This is a genomic window from Solibacillus daqui (assembly GCF_028747805.1).
Taxonomy (GTDB): Bacteria; Bacillota; Bacilli; order Bacillales_A; family Planococcaceae; genus Solibacillus; species Solibacillus daqui.
Window position 1 is genome coordinate 1,588,321 of sequence record NZ_CP114887.1, and the last position, 21,393, is coordinate 1,609,713.

A 21,393-nucleotide genomic window follows, 5' to 3' on the forward strand; every position below is an offset into this window, starting at 1 on the left:
TATTCTTGAGTTGGTTGTGAATCTGCTTCTTGTATCATATGGCGCGATCGTTTGTTTACAATGGGCATACATGAATCTTTATTATCTATTATTTGATTAACGGGTGTAGTAATGCAATCTGAAAACGATATGATCATTTCACAGGATGTCCGTTATTAGATGAAATAGCAGATACTAGACGTGATAAACACCATCGACTAAATCAGATTGTGCTAAACAATTTATAGCTGATGGTCATTTTTTGTCTTTTCTTGCTAGTCACTCCTTACTGTTTTTCATAGAATACCTTTATATAAACGCGCTCTTTTTCGATTTTTTCGTTAATTTCAGTGAGTGTTATCTTAGTAGAAGACTCGGTAAAGGAGAGCCGATTACTGTTTTGTTATTGTGTAGCAACCGTATTGCAGGACGGGCTGAAGCTATTAGGGTTGAAGGCACCGAGTAATATGTAGAGAATGTATAAACGGGTTTAAAATCAAAGTAACGATTCATCAAAAAGAATTCATTGTATCGAAGAAGATGTCCGAGCAGAAATGTTTCGGGCATCTTCTTCATTATTATGTGTAATATATAATTGACAATTGTAATATATATATTACAATTAGCGGTAAGGTAATCATTACCATTTCTAAAATCTAAGAACACAATTTATGCAGTAAATTGAAAGGGGGCTTGTTGTTGAAGGAGGTTGTCATAACGAATCATGTGAAGGTTCGACGCATTGAGCTCGGCAATTTAACGCAGGGGGATTTGGCGAAACAAGTGGGTGTCACCAGACAAACGATGAATTTAATCGAAGCCCAAAAGTATAATCCAACAATTAAGGTGTGTTTATTAATTGCGGCCGCACTGGATACGTCGATCGAAAAATTATTTTGGTTGGAGGAAGATTGATGACGAAATTATTCACCTATATCCCGCTTGTTGCTTTTTTATTGGTGTTCTTTTTAGTGGAAGCAATGCTGTTAAAAGGCTTGCTGCTAGCATTGATGATTGTGCTAATCATTTTTGCAAAATTTAAACGCAGTCAGTTAGAAGAAGATGTGGAATTTGATGACCGCGTCAATGCCAATATTACAAAATGGTCTTTGCGAACAATTTTTATACTCAATACGGTGCTGCTTGTGCTGTTAATGATAGAGAGCCGAGGTGTTGCTGTTTTTGATATGAGTATGAATAATATGATTGCGTATTTATTGGTGACGCTATGTGTGCCTTTTTACATTGTTCCAGCGATAGTAAAACGATTTTAGGGGGAATTGAACATGACGATGGATTTGTTAATTATGGGTGCTTTGTTTTTAGTGATGGGCTTTTTAGTTGGCGTGAAAAAAATGACATGGTTATTAGCGGGCTATAATCAAAAGCGTGTGAAAGATCAAGAAAAGCTAGCGCGTTTAGTTGGTGGAACATTTGGGATTGTTGGAATTGCTCTAGTAATTTGTGGGGTCATTGGTTTAACACAGGTGGAGACGCTATTACCGATTGCGTTAGGAATTTTATTACTTCAAGTTGTTTATGTGAATATTAAATTAGTAGAATAATAAATTATTAGTAGAGGCAATAGGGGGAGTAGAAATGACAGCTATTGATTTATTAAATAAATATATTGATGCAACCAATACACACGATTTTAAAAACGTTCAGGCATGTTTACACCCGAATGCAGTTTATTGGTTTACTGGCACTAATTGTACAAATATGAACGAAATCCAAGCGTATTTTGAGAATGCATGGGATACAATTAAAAATGAAATCTATCGAGCAAAAGATATCCATTGGCTTGTTAATGAAGCAGATAGTGCAACATGTATTTATACCTATGAATATGAAGGTTATTTTAATGGGAAATACGTGCAGGGAAATGGACGAGCAACAAATGTATTTGTGAAAGATGATCAAAATGAGTGGAAATTAATACATGAGCATTTGAGCAATATTAAATAATAGAAATAGAGAAGCCTGCTCATAATTAAATAGAGTAGGCTTAAACTTTTAATTAAGAAGCAGATTCGATTTTATCTTTCCATGTTCAATAATAACATCGAAAAGCAAATCGAGATGCATCATAAATAATCAAAACCTAAATTTACTGGTTCTAATGGTAAATTTGAAGCTGAGTTAGTCATATTCGTTGAAGGAACGGAATGATCAACTTCTTCAAAACTAACCCCGTCTATCCATACTTCACCCGAGCCAACAAGTAACACACCAAAATGAATGGCTGCGCTTTCTTCTGTTACATCGAGTACAATCGAATAGTAATTCCAATCTGTCGTACCATGAATTGAACGATTATCCATGTTGTCGAATTGAACGAGGTCCCCGTTTTTCGAATCAATACGGCACCAAGCCCCGCATTTCATCGCATCTTTTGTTTTAATAAAGCAAGACATTTTCATGCGCTTACCAATCCAATTTTTAGCTGAAAATACTTGCATTAAAGTACCAAATTGACCTTCCTCAGCAGGCTGTGTGCTGCCTAAATAGCCCGATTTTGAGCCTGTATGAAATACCTCATGATCGGCTTTAATTGTATATAAAGATGGGTTTGTCCCCGTTAAAAGCCAGCCTTTCACTTCATTTGTTGTCATTTCCTGTTCCTCCTTAAAGTTTATTGAACGCATTAAATTACGATATTTCCCCGGTGGCATCTGATATAGCTCTTTAAAAGCACGTGTGAATGCTTCTTGCGATTGAAATTGACATTCAAATGAAATACCGAGTATTGATTCATCGGAATGCAACAGTAAGAAAGCAGCGACAGCAAGTCGTCTTTTTCGAATATAAGCACCGATAGATAAGCCTGTCTCCTTTTTAAATTGCCTTGTTAAATAAAACTTCGAGTAACCAATTTTTTCGGCATACTGCTCAAGCTGCCATTCAGATAAAATATTTTCCTCTAGCGTATCTACAATATGTTGGACAAGTTGACTATACATGACTGCTCACCTCAAAACTTAGTATAAAAAAGAAACCAAAACCATTTTTGATAATTATTGCACTGATGTAATTATAGTTTATTGGAAAATTAGGATGGATTGTATAGTGCAAAATAAAAGGGAGCATTATGCAGTACATTGAAATTCGTATCACAATAGTGCTAGATTTACATTTTTAACATTTATTGTATGTTAAAAAGGCTCGTTTGTTTTACAATAGTCATAGAGGGTTCACTTCTTGGGTAAATTTAATTTGTTCTTATAAAATATACCAAATAGGGATACGCCCATTTTTTGTTGCAAAACGCTTGATACAAAAGGAGATTTTATTTTGAAAAAAACAGCGGTACTTATTTATCCTAATTTTAGTGAATATGAGTTAACAACGGCATTGTCAATTTTAATGCAAGGTGCTAAACCTGTAAGTATTATATCAATAGACAAAGAACCAGTTAAGGGAGAGGCAGGTCTTACATTAATGGCAGATCAAACAATTGATCAAATTAATTATGAAGAATTCGACAGTCTTCTATTAACTGGGTGTATGGATGTTTTTGCTATCATTGACAATACGAAATATATTGATTTTATTAAAAAGATTTCGAATCAGGATAATTTCATTATAGCTAGTATTTCAAGTTCGCCCGCTTTACTAGCAAAAGCAGGATTATTAAAGAATAATAATTATACAGTTGGATTACTAGAGGAAGCTAGAAACAATTCTGGGTTATTCGAAGGTGCCAATTATGTTAATGAATTATTAGTGAAAGATGGCAATATTATCACTGCATGGGGTTCAGCTTTTATTAAATTTGGTATTCTATTTGGAAAATCACTGGATCTTCAATTTGAAGAAGGCTGGTATGGTAAATAAGTAGCGTTAGTGATTCCTTTGAGTATTAAAAAAATTAGTGTATTAGAGCTTGAGAATATATTAATTAGTGGAAACTATAATTAGGAGGATACGAAACATGGGTTACATTGAAAGATTACGCAAAGTCGTAGGCAGCGAGCCTTTACTATTAGTCGGAGTTGCGGTTGCTGTCATAAACGACAAGGGGAAAATATTATTACAAAAACGAAATGATGGTGTTTGGGGCGTTCCGGGCGGTTTTATGGAATTAGGCGAGTCAACTGAGGAAACCGGTAGAAGAGAAGTATTAGAGGAAACGGGGCTTGAAATTGGACAGCTTGATTTAATCGGCGTGTTTTCAGGGAAGCAACATTTTGTTAAACTGCCGAATGGTGATGAGTTCTATCCTGTAACAATAGCTTACATTTCAAAAGAAATTAAAGGTGGCGTCCTTCAAGCAGATGGTCAAGAAACAACTATGGCTAAGTTTTTTAACATGAATGAGCTACCAGATCAACTAAATCCCTTGATAAAAAACATGATACAACAATATGCACTTACAATTTAACGTTTTATTTTGGAAGTTTAATTTTCTTTTTTTGGAGGCATGCGATGATTTATTTTGATGAATATGGTGATCGAAATAAGCCAACGATCTTGTTATTACATGGTGCATCGGCTGTAGATACGTTCACGCAACAATATCAACTCCTACATAACTATCATCTCATTGTGCCACATCTATATGGCGCGGGTGAATCTGTCGCAGTAACATACGATCCACACAAGCTTAAGCAAGAGATTTTAGAGCTCGTAAAATCGCTAAATAAGCCGAGCATTAGGATAATGGGACATTCTATTGGGGCGCAGCTTGCCGTCATGTTGGTTGCTGAAAATCCCGAGTTGTTTTCACGTGCTGTGTTTTTAAGTGCATGGGTACATCCAAATGAAAAAACGATTCGCATGTATTGCAAAACGGCATCAGTAACTTTTAAATTACTGCGATATAAATGGGTCGTGAAATTGCAGGCGAAGTATTGGAACTATACGAAGAAGCAGTCAGATTATATGGCTGACTATGCCAGGAAATTAACCGTCGAAAACTATCAAGCTTTTTTCAAAGCGACAATGAACATTAAGGATTATCCAGAATTCTATGATGTTACGATTCCAATGCTAGCAATTTGCGGGCAGCGCGAAAGTAAGGAGATCAAAAGCTCGCTTGAATTATTAGGGCAAAATGCATGTTGTAAGACAATGGTGTTACCAAAAGCGGGGCATGATTTTCCGATGCGTTGTGCAAGTGGATTGAATCCTATTTTAGAAAGTTTTTTTGATGAGACGATAAAGTAATCCACCGAAAAGAGCCTGCTCGAACGTAAATAGGAGCAGGCTTTTACTTTTGAGCAAAATCTATAATTATTAAATCGGGATTTGGTGAAAACGGTCCAGTCACATAAGTTGGGGATGACATGCTTATTCATTAATCTGTGAATTCAATTTGAATCATAATAGCTTGGTCGTGTACATTTACACCGAGGTGAGATGTGAAATAGGGCGATTCGAGCATAAACTTTGAAAAGCGAGCATAAATCCAAAAAAAGCGAGCGAAAAATCTGAATTCCGAGCGTAAACATTCAGATTCCAAGCATAAAAACAATAATTCAGGCATATTTCACGCAAATCGGTCATGCATTAGCCCATTTAAAGCTGAAATATAATGTTACTTTTTATTTGCACGCCATCTCCAAACAATGAAACAAAAAACAGTCATACCGAAGAGTAAGAGCACAAAATCTAAATCTTTATCAAATTTAAACCACATTTTAGGGCTTAAATTGACCTCTTTATTCGGTGTGAACTCATTTTCAGTAATTTTTGGGTAATCGTCACTTGAATTTACTTCCATGACAGGGCTACAGGGGCTGTTGTAATAGCTTCCATTATTTTCATGCAAATAAACAATGTTTTTTTCCTTCTTTTGAAAATCGTAACCCCATGTAAAATCCGCTTCAAAAATGATTTGTGAGGCTACTTCGGTTTTCCAGCTCTTTTCTACTTGTAGCAAAACATACTTCTTTGTCTCTTTTGTCCCCGTAAATCCTTTTTGTACAATATCATTTTTCACATTCAAAACGGTTCCTACTACAGCCATATCATAATTATCAATAATTGGTTCTTCTAGCTCAGCACAACTTAATGCCTTCGTTTGGTTCGGAAAAATGATGTGTAGAGACAGGGTACTTATTACGATGAGTAATAATAATCGCATGGCGCCTCCTAAAAGAAATATTTAACATATTAGACGTGTGAATCTTTTCGAAGTTACAAATTGTCTGATTGAAGCTAACCAACATAAGCATGTAATGTTGAATTGGTATTTCAAAATAAAGGAAATAATTAGTCGCAAAACGAATAATACAAGGAGTACGAAAAAGAAGTCACTGTTACGGAGGGATGACATGTTTCCAATATTAGAAACTGAACGTTTAATTTTAAGAGAGGTAGTTCCACAAGACGCGCAAAATATTTATTCCTATTTTTCAAACGACCTTGTAACAAAACACTATGGAATGGATACGATGACACAATTAGCTGATGCCGAAGCTTTAATCCAAGCATTTGCAACGAATTTCAGTCAACAACGAGCAATCCGTTGGGCGATTGAGCGAAAAGATGAACCGGGTTTAATTGGGACAATTGGCTTTAATTTATGGTCAAAGATACATAGACGTGCGGAAATTGGCTATGAGCTGCACCCGGATTTTTGGCGGGCAGGCTATACTTCAGAAGCTTTAAATATAGTGACAGAATACGGCTTTAATGAACTAGGGTTAACAAGAATTGGCGCAGTAGTTTATCTAGAAAATACACCATCAAATCAATTGTTATTGAAAAATGGCTTTGAAAAAGAAGGGGTTTTACGTAACTATATGTATCAAAATGAACAGGCACATGATGTGAACATGTTTTCTAAGGTGAAGCGCTAACTGATTACTTACAATGAATCTCGTTAAACCTCGTCCTTTTACTTAGAACGGGGTTTTTGAATGCTCAAAATAAAAGGGGGAGAAATGTTATGTATTCGGAAAATGAAAGAGAATCATATTTTCAAGAGTTTCTAGTAAAGATACGTGCGCTTTCAGGTGTAGAAGGTATTATACAAATTGGTTCTGGAACGGTGGGGTATACGGATCAGTACTCAGATATTGATTTGATGATTGCAACGAATGAACATGTTTCTGATGTAAAAAGCTTAATCAGCAATGAACTTGCGAAGATGGGCGCATATTTCATTTAGGAAGGGAAGTTTAGTGATCAAATTTTTTTACTTATCCCCTTTTTTCCTAATGCATTAGAAATGAATGTATCTGTCTTGCCTGTATCATTATTAAATGTTAAGTCTCCGTTATGGAAAATTGTTTTTGATCGTAATGGCCATGTATTAGAAAAAATGACATACGAAAATGACAACTTTACTAAATTGAAAGACCCATATTTAGGGGGTTTTGACATTTCATTTGAATTTGCCTATAACTTAAGAAAACTACGGATAGAAGTGAAGCGAAATAATTATATCTACGCTATGCAGATGCTTGAAGTATTAAGGCAATTAACGGTACAAATTCAAACGTTGAATGAAAATAAAAAATTGCATCAATTTAAAGCTTTTCATACGTTAAACAATGATTTTCTGGAAGCGTTTATGGCGTGTTATCCAACAACGATTAATACTGTTGAAATAATGAAGGCTACAAATGTATTAACGGAGCTATTTAAAAGAGTACTTCGTAGCAATAAATCGTTTATATTAGATGAAAAGTTGTTTAGAATTGCGGAATTATAATTATTTAAATAAAACTGTAGCCTTATAATTTCGATTGATAATTTATTATAGAGTCTGAACAAAATCATTTCTCCTCTAAGGAGTCCTAGATGAGTGATGATTTTTTATTGGATATTTATGTTAATGTAATCGTGAAGGCTGTTAAGAAATGTACTTAAACTATCGCAACAGGTTAGTTTAAGATAAATTTATTCTACAAATAGTAAAAGCGAGCGTATGTTCGTGTTATAATTTTGTTGATAATACTGACAAGGAGGATAATTGTGAAATTAGAGAACATTAACATTGAAGAACGAATGGAACATTACAATGTACAAGGTCTAAGTATCACATTGCTTGAAGGTGGTAAAATTAGTGGAACAGAAAATTACGGCTTATTAGAAGTGGAAAGCAATAGACGAGCAAATGAAGATTCTATTTTTAGTGCGTGTTCAATTAGCAAGTTCTTAACAGGAATGCTCGCTATGAATCTAGTAGAGAAAGGACTTCTTGCTTTAGATGATGATGTGAATGAAAGTCTTGTATCGTGGAAAGTCCCAGAAAATGATTTTACTAGAAATAAAAAAGTGACATTGAGAAACTTACTAAGTCATCAATCTGGAATAAAAGACCCTGAAGATAGTTATTCTGAACTAAATTCGAAAATAGGGATTCCTTCGATGGCTGAATTATTAGAGGGGCAAACTCCATATTGTAAAACTTCTATTGAAGTCAAGTGTGAACCAGAAAGTGAATTCCATTATTCGGATGCAGGCTTTTGTATCATTCAGCAACTGATAGAAGATGTTACTGAAAAACCGTTTCATAAAGTTATGAATGAGCAAGTATTTGAACCATTAGGAATGGCAAATAGCCATTTCAATACAACAATGTTGGAAGTAGATAGACAAAATTTTTCTTGTGGTCACAACAAAAACGGTGAATTAGTAGATGGAAAATATCCTATATACCCTTATCCAGCGGCTTCTGGATTATGGACAACTTCATTGGATTTAGCTGAATTAGTTCTTGAGTTAATGAATGCTGTAAAGGGAGAAAGTAAGGTTGGTATTTCGGAAAGTTTAGCAAAGGAAATGATAACCTCACAAAGAGGTAAAAGTTGGACTGGGTTAGGCTTGTTTCTTGAAGGCTCAGAAAAAGAACTTGAAATTACATCACTAGGTTGGGGAGTGGGTTTTCAATGTATGATGGTGGCGTTTCCGTATTTAGAAAAAGGTGCGGTCATAATGACGAATTCAGAATTAGGTGTTCATCAAATGGAAGGTATTATAGGAGAAATATATAAAACTCTTTTATCTTAAAAAGTGTTAATGGGGGAGAAATATGCAGATAGCCTTAGCAAATCCAACTCAAATATCTGAAGTGGTATCGTTCTTCAACGAAAATTTAGAACGCAATAACAGTGCGGTCTATTCTGAAGAGTTTTTTTGTCCTCTTGGAGTTAAAGCAGCGATAAGAAGAAAGCAAATGATAGTGGCAACAGTAGAAGGTCAAGTAGTGGGGGCATTTCGGTATTACCGAAAAAAAACACAAAACAAAATTTCCTTGTATCAATTTGCGATAAGCGAGGTTTATCGTGGTCAAGGGTTGTTAAAAAAGATGTTAAAAACGATAAATGATGTACCTATTGTTGCGCTATGTCCAATTGATTCCAATTTTAATGATTATTATTATAAATCAGGTTGGATTTTACAAGAACAAAGTGACGAGTTCAAAATCTGGGTTTTTAGTAACCCTAATTAAGTTTTGCGAGCTTCTTCACTAAAAACTAACGGATGCTTTAACTAAAGATTCGCATTTAAAAATGAGGATTATCGGCAAACTTGGTTCAATCATTGTTCTAAGTGACTATAACGATTAGAGGTTACAGAATTAACGTCTGAAAACCAATTAGAGAATAATTTCAATATAGTTGACAAAAAACACCACACCAGACATTAAAATATTTATTTCCCGGGAATTAATTGAATTTTCTGCTTTCTGAATCTATCCTTGTTCAACAGGTATTTCAAGCGAGGGCTCTGCAAATGCTTTGTAACAAGCTCCATAAGTCATTGTTTAGAAAATTAAAACATCCTTACGTAATCTCAGTATCCTACGAAATAAAAAAGTGCGTATTCGTTAAAAAGAACGAAACGCACCTTACGAATTATTCTAAGCATTTACATAAAAACTTATCAAATTTCTTCCCGTGTTTTTAGATTGGTATAAAGCTTGATCGGCAAGGTCTAGTAATGTTTTTAACTCTTTTACTTCACAATCAGCAAGCGATGCAACGCCCATACTAATTGTTAACTTTACACAAATTTCGTCTGTTTGGAATTCAAAATCGGTGATACTTGCGAAAAGCTGTTGGAGTATTGTTTCAGCATCTTTTCCTAGCTGCTTTGCGAGAAAGACGAATTCATCACCAGCATAGCGTGCGAATAAAAAGTTTTCTGGCAAAACATCTTGAATAATCTGTGCGAGCTGTTGAATAGCTAAGTCACCAACGATATGGCCAAAGCGGTCATTTATCTTTTTAAAATTGTCGATATCGATGATGGCACAATGGACATTATGCGCTGCCTCATCGATTAATTTTGCGCCAAATTTTTCTAAATATCTGCGGTTAGGAATTGAAGTGAGTCCATCAAGATAAACAAGCTGCTTCATATTATCTAAATCGATTTCTTTGATGACTTTAATTGTCTCATTCGTCACGTGTTTCTTTTGTTCATCTAACATTTTTTCGTTGAACTTCTTTGCATAATACAGTGCTTCTTGATAATTACCGCTATTTTCGTGAGCTTGTACTAAATTTTCAAGAATAATGGTTAAAAAAGGCTCTTCTTTCGTTTGAACAATAAACGCATAGGCATTTTCTAATTCAGTGATGGCATCAGGATAACGCTGTAATTGATTGTAATAACGACCTTTCACACATTGATAATACATCTGTTCGCGACTATACTTCTCGATATTTGCGATGGCTTCGAATGCATGGAATAATGGTTCGATTGTTTGTAATTGCTGCCATTCTAATTGGATGGTCATTAAATTTAAGTAATAGGCAGCTTCAGACATGGTCGTTTTGATGCTAGGGTCTTGTTCGAATTGTTTTTTAACTTCTAGTGCAATGGCATTTGCTTGCTTAAAATCTTTTATTAACAGATAGACGCCTTGTAAATTGATTAAACTAATTACGTAACGTTTGGTGTCATTTAATTTTTTGGCAATCGCAATGGCTTCTTGATAATACTCAATGGCTGATTTTTCGTCACCAATTGAAGTGCTAATGAACGCTAAGTAGGTACTGAGTTTTAATTGATTGAGCTCAGTTCCATGCTCTTTGCAGATTGATTTATATTCAGGTAAATAGTTGTATAATTCTTCAACACGGCCTAAGTTCGCAAGATTTTGGCAAATCCAGCCTAAGCAATCAATGACACGATCATATCGTTTTATGGCTTCGTACTCTGTTTTTAAGATTCGAAAATAGCTTAAACCTTCTTCAAATTTAGCGACTAGGTGCATGCTTTTTGCATATTCAAACTTTTCTTCTAATGACTCAAATTTATTGAAATCTAACTTTTCCTGCTGTTGTATAAGCATTCCTGCCTAACTCCTTTAATTAAAAGTAAAATGGACAATAATAAAATATATTATATCATTTTTATAATAAAATTCATATTTTTATGAAAATAAAAGGAAAATAACGGTATGGATGTATAACCAAAAGGGGGGGATTAATACAAGTTTAGACGTAATTACCGGTGATACTTGTTCGCTCTATATATTTGTATAAACGTTGATTATTCTCTTTAGTATGCGATTGCTTTTTCAAGAGTTGTGTCATCACACGGGGGTTAGGGGGAATTAAATTAATCCCTTTTGCTGGATCAGTTATTAAAGACAATCAAATTGATATTGGTGAAATCATCTACTACATAATTGATTTATCCCATTTGGTATTTATTTGAGCATGATTAAACCACTTCATCAACAACCTGAAATTTTACGTAACTAAATATCTTGGTCAGAAAATATTCAAGCTACATGTGGAAAATAGCCAACTATCTGAAATAATTTCAGATAGTTGGCTATTCGTCGTACATACCGAAAATGCGCGATTTTTAATGTTTTGAGCTTATGATTCAAGGAGGTGTTTTCTTCAAAGTATGCTGTCAGGAATTTCCATAACCTTAATATTTCATAAACACGTTTTGCGACCTTCCGAGCTTCGGTACCTTCCGTTAAGATGTAGCAACCATCACTACCTTTATTTTTCCGATGACCAGGGTTCATTTCGATTTCACTAGCTATCATTTATTTTCACCATCTTTTGATTTGTCTTCGTTGTCATTCTGTAATTGTTTAAATGCATTTTGCATAAAACGAGGTACTTTAATTCCTAAATGCCCGAGGTTTTCTATCATACTAATCCCTTCTATACCGATTAGAAATAAAATCATAGCATTCCGCATGAAATCACCACTATTAGTAGCGTTGTCCAATTGCACTGCTGCTACGACCATTAATATCATTGCTAACTTTTTCAATAACCCCTTAGAAGCTTTACAGGAAATTACATCTTTAATTAACCAAGTTACCATGATGCCTAATGTAAAATCGATTGCCATCAAAATACAGAGCGCCGTAACCAATTCATCTACATCACCAATTAAATATAAACTCCATTCTGTAATACGATCAATAACCGACGTCCAAAATGTGTTTGTTTCCAATTCTAAACCCTCCTTTCTTTTAAAATAAAAGCCCTCCACAGATAATTGTAGAAGGCATAAAATTTTTATCACAATTACAATAATTCAATTTAAGAATTTCATATTTTTGATAAATAACTTAGTTTTATTCGATTTATAGTTCATTTGTCCTTTTAAACTGAAGTTTTCGGGACTCCGCCATACCACCCACTTTAACGTTTTAACTTCGACAAAAGGAAGGGATTTCCTCCCGTTTATAAATAAAAAAAATAAAGTTGAGAGCCATCCCAATATGCCGAATACTTAGATTTAAAAAATCATTTAGTGGTTTGTATTTGCTACCTCAGTTACTCACTTTTAACTCTATTTCGTTTTTATAATTTAACAACTAATTTGGTTATTCTCAGTGAGTGAGGCAGATGACGGAATTACCTAATGTACCGTATCGTCAACAACTTGAAATTTTACATAACTACATACCTTGATCAGCAATTATTCAAGCCAAATGTGCAAGGAATTACAGTTTAATGGGCGATCCCCAGAATGCACGGTAAAGAAGGAAAAAGTCTGGTGTAGTCCTGCTTTATTTCACTCACTTAATTTTGAAAGAGCTTTTTTCCGACTACAAGAAAGCCCGTATGATGAAATTAATTCGTCATGCGGGCTGTTTGCTCTCTTTATTAGTTTGTCCTTGACACAATTACTAAATCGTGGGCTCTTTTGCCTCAAAGCTTTACGATAATTCCCATTTCTTATTCCTCAAAAATTTTACAAGGAAAGCTTCACTCTGTCTCAATATAAATCGCTAATGGTAAATTACTGCCTCCTGAGTGCATTAATTCTAATGTGATGACTTCGTTTGCTCCATTTACTGTGTAGCTAGGTAGCTCAATGTATTCTTTGCCAGGTTTTAAGGTAGGGATTAAATGAACTTGTCCGTTAAATTTAATCGCGCCACTGTACAAACCGCCTCGGCCAGAGAGTTTGATTTTTACATTTTTTGCTTGGCCTGTAGGGTTGGCTACAGGGATTTTGACAATATAATTTATACCGAAATGCCCTGAATTGCCGACACTGCCATTAACTTGTGCAAGTGAGTTTTCTTTCGTAAATAAATGGTCTGTTTTGCCGTTTGAAATACTATAGCCGACTTCTTTGCCATCGATTTGATACGTTGGAAATTCCCCAATAATGGATGAGCTTGGCCAAACACCGCGTGGATGGGCTGCAGATGCATTAATTGCAACAGGGTCCGAGTGAATCGTCGCTAGGTCTTCATTATTTTTTGCAACAACCGTTCGGATTGTATAGTTGCTTTCACCTTCGCCTACTGACTGAATATCGAAGTCGTGCAAGAAGCCGATAATATACAAATTCAGTAATTCATAAGATTGGATAATTTTCGTTTCACCAGGAGCAATAGTAATGCCTTCTGATTCAGCTGGCTGTAAATTATTGTTCATTACTTGATCGGCGATTGGTAAGCCAATATCATAGTTAATCCAGCTGTGACTACTTTTTCTAAACACACCTTTTGAATTGGTTACTTGTAAAGTCGTATTTGTAGAATTATTTTCTAATGTTATGCCTAGCATTATGTCTTTACCGAGTGTATTGTAGTGCCAGCTAAATATTCGGTGCTCATTTAGCGCATTTTTTGTAACCACATTTTGCGCAGCAAGTGTTGCTGTTGAATGAGGGACATCACTCGTTGTTAATGTTTCGGGATTATCACTAACAAGCAACGAACGAGTACCTGATAATGTCGCAACAGGTATGCTTTGTGGTACAGGTGTTGAACCAAAGGATTTTTCTAAAAACTTACTTGTAAACATCGTTTGATATAAGTAAATATACATCTCTTTTTTATCACTTAAATAGCGTAAGTTGCCGCCTTCATCGACTGTATCGACGATGAACTTCACCGGGACATACATATTTTCTGCTTGTTTAAACGGCTGTTCTGCGGTTACGATCATTTCGTCGTTAATTTTGATGACATTACTACCATTTGTGAAAACAAAAATTAACCCGAAAAGCTGCAGTTCAAATTGATCGCTAGAAAGCCATTTACCTGTAGCATTTTCAAGGTTTTCATATAAATACTGCGCAGGGATATATGTTCTGCCTTGCTTTGTAATAATAGGATGATTCATCACAATTCGTTTGTTATTGATGTGTAAATAATAAGGCTCATCCGCAGTGGGTGGGTTTGTTTGTCCATCATTTAAAGATATGCTAACTGTACGTGTTTGCTGATTCCATTGGACGCTGCCGCCTAAATTTTCACTTAAGAATCGAATCGGTACATAGGTCTTATCCTTATAAAGAAATGGTGGCACATTAACTGTAACCTTTTTGCCATTCACGATTGCTGTTGTTGAATTGAGTGTGACAGCTACCTGATTATCATTGCGTACGGCACTTGCAGTTTTTGTTTGTTGATTCCATTGAACCTTCGCACCAATAATTTCGTATAAATTCCGCATTGGTAAAAATAGATGGCCGCTTTTATTTAATACGGGGTCTTTAAATGTTACTTTCTTTCCGTTTATGAGCACGGTCACGTTTTTTTCAATCGTCAAACCTTTGCTGATCGTTTGGTTTGCGAACGCTGCACTTTGATTTACGGATAAAAGGGCAATCGTCATGATCATCATAATAATCCAATATTTTTTTAACATAATAAAATTAATCGTTCCTCCATTAGTAAATAGTTGAATTACCGTAAGCTAATGTTGCATAGATACTTGCGGTAAATGTTTGAAACGATTGTATCGAATCAAAAAATCTTATTAATTATAGCATATTAGTCAGTCTGTCCTAAGGGTAATTTTTTATGATTATTGAGGGTAATGCTACTATCTATAATAAATTTCAGTAAATGCTTCCTATTGTTTTGTGATAAAAATTTGCTATCGATTGTTTGTTATTGTAGAAATGCTAAAGGTGAGAAAGGCTCACAAAAGAATAGAAATTAAAAAACATGAATTCGCAATTTTACTAGCGAAATCATGTTTTTTGAATTGTAAAGTATGATTTTTTTAGGTTAGTCAAAATAGAAAGGCTACTAACTTACATTATCAGAAAGCTCGTTTGGATTTGGCTCGGTCCTTTTCTCAGCCTTTAACGCGAGATAAATCATCATGACCAAAATGAGTGAAGTGCCTAGCCATTGAAAAGGTCCGAATGGTTCTTTAAGCCATAACACGGTAGCAAGTACTGCAGTCAGCGGCTCGATATTACCGAGTAAGCTCGTTTCCTTTACCGATAAAGTTTGTAAGCTTTCGATATAAAACCAAAAAGATAGCATCGTTCCGAAAATAATGACGATTATTAAATAAAGGATTGTCGATGCCGTCCAACTAGAAACATCGACTTCCCATGGTGCCTTAACAAAGCTAAGTGCAATACCAGCAAGCACCATGGCCCAACCAACAACAACTAATGAATCGAATCGTCTTAATAACGGAATGGCGTACAGTGTATAAAACGCGAGCGAAACCCCCGAAAGCAATCCCCAAACAACGGCAGGAAGTGGAACCGCAAGAGCCGAAATCGAGCCGTTTGTTAATAGCAAGAAGCTTCCACCAAGTGCGAGTGAAATGGTAACAGCATCCTTTTTCGTAAATTTTGCTTGGCCCCGCAATGCAACCCAGACAATAATCATCACAGGAGCTAAGTATTGCAATAATGTTGCGACCGCAGCATTGCCTTCCTTGATAGACGCCATATATGTATACTGTACTGCTAGCATGCCAACGAGCCCAAAAATAATAAGCCGCGTTGCACTGTATTTTTCACGCCAAATTTCGAAAATTTGCCCGCGGTCTTTAAAAATGGCTTGCGTTAACAATAGTAAAGTACCGGCAATAAGTAATCGTGTCGATACGAGCCAACTTACCTCGATTCCCTGAGAGAATAGCTGTTGTGTAACCGTTCCGCCAATTCCCCAAAAGAAACAGCCAGAGACAACGAGCATAAAGCCTATCATTCGTTTGTTTTTCATAATATCCCTCAATTTTTATATAGTACTTTCATTGTAGCGAATCTTAATTTGAAAAGCCACGTCCCTTTTTTCATGCAGACTTGATATTTAATAATTAAACAGTATTGGAGGGAAGTTTATGTTAACAATAAGCGCGGGGCATTTTGGGAGAGCTACGGGAGCAATTGGCTTTATCGATGAAGGAAGTGAAGTTGTCGAGGTGGTAAAAGGCTTACAAACGCATTTTCAGGCAAGTACTATTGCGCCACAGTTCATCATCGACCGTTATTCTAAAAACCAGGCACAAAATTTACGCTATTTGATCGCAGCGCATAACAAAACCAATCGTGTGCTAGATGTGAGTATACATTTTAATGCGATTAGCGAAAAAAGGGAAGCAGGTATTGGTACTGAGGTATTGTATGTCAACCCAAAATTGAAAGAATTTGCAGCTAATATGAGTGCGGTCATTGCTAAGGCAGGCGAATTCAAGGACAGAGGAGCAAAGCATCGAACAAATTTGGCATGGTTAAACAAAACGATGAAACCAGCCATTATCATTGAAATTTGCTTCGTGAATTCAAAAACGGATGTGCATTGCTATCAGAAAAATAAACCACAAATTATAGAAGAGATTTTTAAGCTGTTGGAAAGCTACGAACTTTATAAAAAATAATGAAAAATTTTAAAAAAGTTGTAACCTTTTTTTATTTAGTGCAACTAATGATATGTAAACATGGAAAGGAATGAAATTTATGACATTGAAAAGAATTGCACCTTTAGCGATTTCTGCATTATTATTAGGGGCTGTTGCAGCCAATGCAGAAGAACCAACTACGACAAATAGCGTAGAAGAAGTAGAAAAAGCTTCAATTTTCGTTCAACAAACAGGGAAGGTAACATCGGTTGAAGACTTTAATGATGGCAAATTATTCTTTGTAGAAGACGGCGAAAATATTTTCCACTTTTATGTAGACGATAACACACTTGTCTACGATAATACGGGGAAAGAAGTAAACCTAGAAGTTGGTAATACGATCTCATTATACGTTTATGGAAATCAACCAATGATTTTAATTTATCCACCACGCTACACACCATCAGTTGTAATTGTAGAAACTGAAAAGCCAGGCTTTGTAAAAGTAGATCAGTTCGATGAAAATCATTTAAGCGCTGATGGTCAATTACAGTTAAACTTAAATGAGGATTCAGTAATTGTGGACGCAAAAGGCAAAAAAGTTTCTGCTGAAGAATTAAAAAATTACAGTGCTATTGTATTTTATGGACCAACAACGAGAAGCTTACCACCACAAACTTCACCAGAAAAAACCGTGGTATTCCCAAAATTAGATAACACTGTTGCAGAAGAAACGCCAGATGCTGAACCAAAAATTGATGAAATTATCGACGGTGATTTTAGATTACTAGAGGGTCAAAAAATGGTACCTCTTCGTAAAGTCGCAGAAGGCTTAGGCTATAAAGTAGATGCGACGAAAAAGGGAGCAATCATTTCTAAAAATGCATTAACTTATACAATTACTCGCGACGAAAAAACGTATGGCTACAACAAAGCATTAGGTCAATTTAAAGTAGCACCAACGTTGTTAGAGGAAGGTAAAACATACGTAGAATATGATTTTGCATTAGAGCTTTTAAAATAATAGCGAATTAAAAACGTCACATGGAGTGACAAAGCATTCGAGACCAGTATTTTGCTGGCCCACATTTTTGATGTAAAGGGCTTATCCTGAAAGTGATTTCTGGATAAGCTTTTTTGCATAAATAAATTATTATTCCAAGAAAATGATTTCAAATGGCATTTTCCGTCTTTTGTAATCGTTTTGTAATGTATATGTAACAAATTTTTGATGTTTATACCCGTTATACCTATTTAAATTACATGCTTGTTTATTATACAATAATAGTCGAACAGCTATAGAAAGGAACTAGAAAACAAATGAATCAAAAATTGATTACATTGGTTGTTGCAGTTATCCTCACATGTGTAAGTGTACTAGCTGTCAATCCAGCATCTGCTAATATCGTGTTTGAAGATGTTGCGACAACCAATCCTGCTTATGATGAAATTCAGTATTTAATTGACCTCGGAGTAATTAATGGCTATCAAGAAAATGGTAAAACATTATTCAAGCCAAATGAAAGTGTAACTCGTGGGCATGCAGCAAAAATGGCAGTAATTGCAGCAGGTTATGGTCCACTAACAGTAAGTAAATCTTCTTACACAGATGTCAAAGTTGGCACACCAACGTCTGGTTATGTAGAGCGTGCCAAGGAATTAGGATTATTTTCGACAACATCAAGTATGTTTTATCCAAATGATCCCCTTACTCGTGATGAAATGAGTTATGTTTTAACAAAAGCTTTTAAATTAAATGCAAATGATTATAAAGACTATGCAATGGTGTTTACAGATGTAAGTTCTTCAAATACATATGCTTCATACATAAAGGCTATCTATTATAATGGGATATCAAATGGTAGTGGTGGAGGTAAGTATTTACCGAAAAGCCCGGTAACGCGTGCACAATTTGCTTCGTTTATCTCTCGTGCAAAGAGTGACAAGTTCCGATTACCTTTACCGTCAATTCCAGAAAAGGTTGATACAACACAAGTAATCGGTTTAATTTCGGTTACAACAGACGCATTAAATGTTCGAACTGCACCGAATACAAACGCGACAGTGATTGGAACGGTTAATACAGGTGGTAAATTATCTGTATACGCAGTAGAAGGAAACTGGTTAAAAGTTTCGTATAAAGGGCAATACGCTTATATTAGTAAGTCATATGCGAAGTTTTTAGCGCATGATGGTAGTTCGATTGGTTCGGCAATTAAAAAAGTCACAACGAACGAGAAGTTGAATTTATATTATACACCATCATCTTCATCGAAAGTCATTACACAAATTGCACAAGGGACAACCCTGTCAGTATATAAAGATGCAAGTGGCTATTACCTAACGATGGTAAATGGCATTCCAGGCTATATTGTGAAATCAAGTACAACAGATGTCGTAACGGAAACGCCAGATCCGGATCCTGGTGATGGTGGTGTGACGGTGAATACAATGGGGAAAGTAACAATCGGCGGCTTAAATATGCGTCAATCTGCTTCTTCAAGTTCGGCATCGTTAAAAACATTAGCAAAAGGGAAAGTTATTTCAGTTCATTCGATTTCAGGTTACTGGGCAAAAGTAACGGCTGATGGTGTAACAGGCTATGTACATAAATCGTATATTAAGCTCATGAACACGTCAGGTAGCTCGGTGAAGGGACGCATTATAATTATTGACCCAGGCCACGGTGGTAAGGACCCAGGCACATCGAAAGAAGGCAATACTGAAAAAGCTATCGTATTAAAGGTCGGAACACTTGTAAAGCAAAAGCTCGAAAATGCGGGCGCTAAAGTGTTCATGACTCGTACAGGCGATACGTACCCAACTTTGGAAGAGCGAGTAGCATTTACGAAGAACAATTACGGTGAAATTTTTGTTAGTGTCCACGTAAACTCCGCAACAGCTTCAAGTGCTAGCGGTACAGAAACATACTATAATGTTTCAACGGGCGATCAGTATGAAGAAGATAAAAAGCTAGCAACTTATATTAACAACGAAATCGTAACAAATGCGAACATGAATAACCGCGGCGTGAAGGAAGGACCATTTTACGTAATTCGCAATATGATGATTCCTTCTGTATTAGTTGAGCTTGGCTTCATTACAAACCCGAGTGACCAAGAAAAACTAATTAATGATAAATACGTAGAAATATTTGCGCAATCTATTTACAAAGGGATTGTCGATTACTACGGAAATTAAATTGGACGAGTACTTGCATTGAATTGCAGGTGCTCGTTTTTTGTGTACCGATTGAAATGATTTTTTCGGAATAATGAAACAATTATAATTTCCAATCGTATATAGAATTAATGGGGGTGTCGTTATGTATAAAATTTTTCAAGTGATGTTCTTTTTTTCGATCTCATTTGTGGTGCTATATGCTGTTGATAAATATGAAACAAAAAAAATGATTGAATCATTACAGGAAATGGAGTTAGTTTCACCTAATTCGTTAAATAAGTTATCGATTGTGTCATATCCAGATGTTAAAACGTATATGTCCTTTGACTATCAGGAAGTACAGGATACATATCGGGCTATACAAAAACTGGATGTAAAGGAAGCAAAGCCTGGTAATGGAGTTGGGAGTTATATGAAAATCCGTTTTTCTGAAGATGGCATGCTAAGTTTCATCGAATATTATTTATATGAAAATGGCTATTTAACACGTGCAGAAGATGCGATTTCTGTTAGTACCTATTTTAATTACAAAACCGATGAGGCAGAGTTAAAGGAGCTTATCGAGGAACTATTAGCTGAAAAAACGTTTGATTAGCGCTACATTGGAGGAAGCTCATGAAAAAAAGAAGAAATCTAATTGTACTAGCATTTTTACTAGTAAGCGTGCTGATATATTAGCAATTGGTACCTATTCCATTAAAACGTGATTTAAAGGATGGGACAATGCTTCAAATGCACGATATGAACCGCATGTCGATCACCGAGTTTCCTGAGATGAATTCTAATATGACAACCGATTTGCAGGAAATTAAAGAAATTAATGCGCTTCTTATGTATGTACAGGTGAGAAAGGGCTCCTTTTTTGATGAACTAACTCGAGATGATGAGGTATTAAAGGTGCGTTTTTCAAATGATGAAACATCCTTTGCTATTACCTATACGTTTTATGAAAATGGGGATTTGGTGCGTTTAGAAAAGGCGATGGTCAATGAAATGGGCATGTATCGCCATGTATCGGACAAAGAGCTTGAGCGGGTAAAGGCGCTTGTGCTTGCGGGGAAGACGCTTGACTAATCCATGGTGATTTAATGGGGAGGAATTGCTTGTTGTGTTTGGAAATGAAACGTATAATTGGGGATACGTTTCAAGTAAATGAAACCTTTGGCGATTATCCAAAACGGCAAAGAGGCATGGTTAATTTCTGTATTAACATTAAGCAAATATTGTAAAGCAGAGA

General features: G+C 35.6%; 24 protein-coding genes. 18 read left to right on the forward strand and 6 right to left on the reverse strand.

Features of this window, described 5'->3' with window-relative positions; translation table 11 throughout:
* Nucleotides 1-329 precede the first annotated feature (329 nt).
* From O7776_RS20305 to O7776_RS07610, 5 genes are all read left to right on the forward strand, one after another.
* Nucleotides 330-452 (forward strand): DALR anticodon-binding domain-containing protein, encoded by a 123-nt coding sequence (locus tag O7776_RS20305; RefSeq protein ID WP_420802156.1) that lies wholly within the window; start codon nt 330-332, stop codon nt 450-452.
* Between the two features lie 226 nt (nt 453-678).
* On the forward strand, nt 679-894 hold the full coding sequence (locus tag O7776_RS07595; protein WP_274309988.1) for a helix-turn-helix transcriptional regulator: 216 nt from the start codon (nt 679-681) through the stop codon (nt 892-894).
* A complete protein-coding gene (locus O7776_RS07600; RefSeq protein WP_274309989.1) occupies nt 894-1,253 on the forward strand; it encodes a hypothetical protein in 360 nt (119 codons plus the stop codon). Before O7776_RS07595 ends, O7776_RS07600 begins: the two co-directional genes overlap by 1 nt.
* Before the next feature lie 12 nt (nt 1,254-1,265).
* On the forward strand, nt 1,266-1,544 hold the full coding sequence (locus O7776_RS07605; protein WP_274309990.1) for a DUF3784 domain-containing protein: 279 nt from the start codon (nt 1,266-1,268) through the stop codon (nt 1,542-1,544).
* 34 nt (nt 1,545-1,578) lie between these two features.
* Nucleotides 1,579-1,947 (forward strand): YybH family protein, encoded by a 369-nt coding sequence (locus O7776_RS07610; RefSeq protein ID WP_274309991.1) that lies wholly within the window; start codon nt 1,579-1,581, stop codon nt 1,945-1,947.
* 119 nt (nt 1,948-2,066) lie between these two features.
* Here O7776_RS07610 and O7776_RS07615 read toward each other — a convergent pair whose 3' ends face one another.
* A complete protein-coding gene (locus tag O7776_RS07615) occupies nt 2,067-2,942 on the reverse strand; it encodes a helix-turn-helix transcriptional regulator (RefSeq protein WP_274309992.1) in 876 nt (291 codons plus the stop codon).
* A 331-nt stretch (nt 2,943-3,273) separates the two neighbouring features.
* Between O7776_RS07615 and O7776_RS07620 the strand changes: the two genes are divergently transcribed.
* The 3 genes from O7776_RS07620 to O7776_RS07630 all read left to right on the forward strand — a co-directional run bounded on the left by O7776_RS07620 (nt 3,274) and on the right by O7776_RS07630 (nt 5,148).
* Nucleotides 3,274-3,816, forward strand: coding sequence for a DJ-1/PfpI family protein (locus O7776_RS07620; protein ID WP_274309993.1), 543 nt, complete (start codon nt 3,274-3,276; stop codon nt 3,814-3,816).
* 97 nt (nt 3,817-3,913) lie between these two features.
* A complete protein-coding gene (locus tag O7776_RS07625; protein WP_274309994.1) occupies nt 3,914-4,363 on the forward strand; it encodes an NUDIX hydrolase in 450 nt (149 codons plus the stop codon).
* 44 nt (nt 4,364-4,407) lie between these two features.
* Entirely contained in the window at nt 4,408-5,148 is a 741-nt protein-coding gene (locus O7776_RS07630) for an alpha/beta fold hydrolase (protein WP_274309995.1), read from the forward strand.
* Between the two features lie 370 nt (nt 5,149-5,518).
* Here the strand turns inward: O7776_RS07630 and O7776_RS07635 are convergent, their stop codons facing one another.
* A complete protein-coding gene (locus tag O7776_RS07635) occupies nt 5,519-6,067 on the reverse strand; it encodes a hypothetical protein (RefSeq protein WP_274309996.1) in 549 nt (182 codons plus the stop codon).
* Nucleotides 6,068-6,257: 190 nt separating this feature from the next.
* On the opposite strand from O7776_RS07635, the gene O7776_RS07640 reads away from it, so the two are divergent.
* The 5 genes from O7776_RS07640 to O7776_RS07660 all read left to right on the forward strand — a co-directional run bounded on the left by O7776_RS07640 (nt 6,258) and on the right by O7776_RS07660 (nt 9,385).
* Entirely contained in the window at nt 6,258-6,785 is a 528-nt protein-coding gene (locus tag O7776_RS07640; RefSeq protein WP_274309997.1) for a GNAT family N-acetyltransferase, read from the forward strand.
* A gap of 89 nt (nt 6,786-6,874) precedes the next feature.
* On the forward strand, nt 6,875-7,096 hold the full coding sequence (locus O7776_RS07645; protein ID WP_274309998.1) for a hypothetical protein: 222 nt from the start codon (nt 6,875-6,877) through the stop codon (nt 7,094-7,096).
* 75 nt (nt 7,097-7,171) lie between these two features.
* On the forward strand, nt 7,172-7,642 hold the full coding sequence (locus O7776_RS07650) for a hypothetical protein (RefSeq protein ID WP_274309999.1): 471 nt from the start codon (nt 7,172-7,174) through the stop codon (nt 7,640-7,642).
* Nucleotides 7,643-7,905: 263 nt separating this feature from the next.
* A complete protein-coding gene (locus O7776_RS07655) occupies nt 7,906-8,943 on the forward strand; it encodes a serine hydrolase domain-containing protein (RefSeq protein WP_274310000.1) in 1,038 nt (345 codons plus the stop codon).
* A gap of 22 nt (nt 8,944-8,965) precedes the next feature.
* Nucleotides 8,966-9,385, forward strand: a complete 420-nt coding sequence (locus O7776_RS07660) for a GNAT family N-acetyltransferase (RefSeq protein ID WP_274310001.1) — start codon at nt 8,966-8,968, stop codon at nt 9,383-9,385.
* A gap of 411 nt (nt 9,386-9,796) precedes the next feature.
* Here O7776_RS07660 and O7776_RS07665 read toward each other — a convergent pair whose 3' ends face one another.
* The 4 genes from O7776_RS07665 to O7776_RS07680 all read right to left on the reverse strand — a co-directional run bounded on the left by O7776_RS07665 (nt 9,797) and on the right by O7776_RS07680 (nt 16,357).
* Nucleotides 9,797-11,236, reverse strand: coding sequence for a tetratricopeptide repeat-containing diguanylate cyclase (locus O7776_RS07665; RefSeq protein WP_274310002.1), 1,440 nt, complete (start codon nt 11,234-11,236; stop codon nt 9,797-9,799).
* A 710-nt stretch (nt 11,237-11,946) separates the two neighbouring features.
* Nucleotides 11,947-12,369, reverse strand: coding sequence for a phage holin family protein (locus tag O7776_RS07670; protein ID WP_274310003.1), 423 nt, complete (start codon nt 12,367-12,369; stop codon nt 11,947-11,949).
* 761 nt (nt 12,370-13,130) lie between these two features.
* The gene (locus O7776_RS07675) at nt 13,131-15,032 is read right to left on the reverse strand and encodes a stalk domain-containing protein (protein ID WP_274310005.1); all 1,902 of its coding nucleotides are present in this window, start codon (nt 15,030-15,032) and stop codon (nt 13,131-13,133) included.
* Nucleotides 15,033-15,418: 386 nt separating this feature from the next.
* On the reverse strand, nt 15,419-16,357 hold the full coding sequence (locus O7776_RS07680) for a DMT family transporter (RefSeq protein WP_274310006.1): 939 nt from the start codon (nt 16,355-16,357) through the stop codon (nt 15,419-15,421).
* Between the two features lie 118 nt (nt 16,358-16,475).
* Here O7776_RS07680 and O7776_RS07685 point away from each other — a divergent pair, with 118 nt between their 5' ends.
* From O7776_RS07685 to O7776_RS07705, 5 genes are all read left to right on the forward strand, one after another.
* Nucleotides 16,476-17,012, forward strand: a complete 537-nt coding sequence (locus O7776_RS07685; RefSeq protein ID WP_274310007.1) for an N-acetylmuramoyl-L-alanine amidase — start codon at nt 16,476-16,478, stop codon at nt 17,010-17,012.
* Nucleotides 17,013-17,091: 79 nt separating this feature from the next.
* The gene (locus O7776_RS07690) at nt 17,092-17,997 is read left to right on the forward strand and encodes a stalk domain-containing protein (protein ID WP_274310009.1); all 906 of its coding nucleotides are present in this window, start codon (nt 17,092-17,094) and stop codon (nt 17,995-17,997) included.
* A gap of 296 nt (nt 17,998-18,293) precedes the next feature.
* Nucleotides 18,294-20,174 carry an N-acetylmuramoyl-L-alanine amidase gene (locus O7776_RS07695; RefSeq protein ID WP_274310010.1) on the forward strand — a complete coding sequence of 627 codons (1,881 nt, stop codon included), beginning with the start codon at nt 18,294-18,296 and terminating at the stop codon, nt 20,172-20,174.
* Nucleotides 20,175-20,298: 124 nt separating this feature from the next.
* A complete protein-coding gene (locus O7776_RS07700) occupies nt 20,299-20,751 on the forward strand; it encodes a hypothetical protein (RefSeq protein WP_274310011.1) in 453 nt (150 codons plus the stop codon).
* A 128-nt stretch (nt 20,752-20,879) separates the two neighbouring features.
* Nucleotides 20,880-21,230: a hypothetical protein gene (locus O7776_RS07705; RefSeq protein ID WP_274310012.1), complete on the forward strand. Its 351-nt coding sequence runs from the start codon at nt 20,880-20,882 to the stop codon at nt 21,228-21,230.
* Nucleotides 21,231-21,393: the final 163 nt, after the last annotated feature.

Coding starts and splice junctions, on each gene's coding strand:
- O7776_RS07645 (WP_274309998.1), top strand. CDS start 6,875: ATGTATTCGGAAAATGAAAGAGAATCATATTTTCAAGAGTTTCTAGTA.
- O7776_RS07610 (WP_274309991.1), top strand. CDS start 1,579: ATGACAGCTATTGATTTATTAAATAAATATATTGATGCAACCAATACA.
- O7776_RS07640 (WP_274309997.1), top strand. CDS start 6,258: ATGTTTCCAATATTAGAAACTGAACGTTTAATTTTAAGAGAGGTAGTT.
- O7776_RS07665 (WP_274310002.1), bottom strand. CDS start 11,236: ATGCTTATACAACAGCAGGAAAAGTTAGATTTCAATAAATTTGAGTCA.
- O7776_RS07705 (WP_274310012.1), top strand. CDS start 20,880: ATGCTTCAAATGCACGATATGAACCGCATGTCGATCACCGAGTTTCCT.
- O7776_RS07635 (WP_274309996.1), bottom strand. CDS start 6,067: ATGCGATTATTATTACTCATCGTAATAAGTACCCTGTCTCTACACATC.
- O7776_RS07600 (WP_274309989.1), top strand. CDS start 894: ATGACGAAATTATTCACCTATATCCCGCTTGTTGCTTTTTTATTGGTG.
- O7776_RS07630 (WP_274309995.1), top strand. CDS start 4,408: ATGATTTATTTTGATGAATATGGTGATCGAAATAAGCCAACGATCTTG.
- O7776_RS07660 (WP_274310001.1), top strand. CDS start 8,966: ATGCAGATAGCCTTAGCAAATCCAACTCAAATATCTGAAGTGGTATCG.
- O7776_RS07695 (WP_274310010.1), top strand. CDS start 18,294: ATGAATCAAAAATTGATTACATTGGTTGTTGCAGTTATCCTCACATGT.
- O7776_RS07700 (WP_274310011.1), top strand. CDS start 20,299: ATGTATAAAATTTTTCAAGTGATGTTCTTTTTTTCGATCTCATTTGTG.
- O7776_RS07675 (WP_274310005.1), bottom strand. CDS start 15,032: ATGTTAAAAAAATATTGGATTATTATGATGATCATGACGATTGCCCTT.
- O7776_RS07685 (WP_274310007.1), top strand. CDS start 16,476: ATGTTAACAATAAGCGCGGGGCATTTTGGGAGAGCTACGGGAGCAATT.
- O7776_RS07680 (WP_274310006.1), bottom strand. CDS start 16,357: ATGAAAAACAAACGAATGATAGGCTTTATGCTCGTTGTCTCTGGCTGT.
- O7776_RS07605 (WP_274309990.1), top strand. CDS start 1,266: ATGACGATGGATTTGTTAATTATGGGTGCTTTGTTTTTAGTGATGGGC.
- O7776_RS07690 (WP_274310009.1), top strand. CDS start 17,092: ATGACATTGAAAAGAATTGCACCTTTAGCGATTTCTGCATTATTATTA.
- O7776_RS07625 (WP_274309994.1), top strand. CDS start 3,914: ATGGGTTACATTGAAAGATTACGCAAAGTCGTAGGCAGCGAGCCTTTA.
- O7776_RS07615 (WP_274309992.1), bottom strand. CDS start 2,942: ATGTATAGTCAACTTGTCCAACATATTGTAGATACGCTAGAGGAAAAT.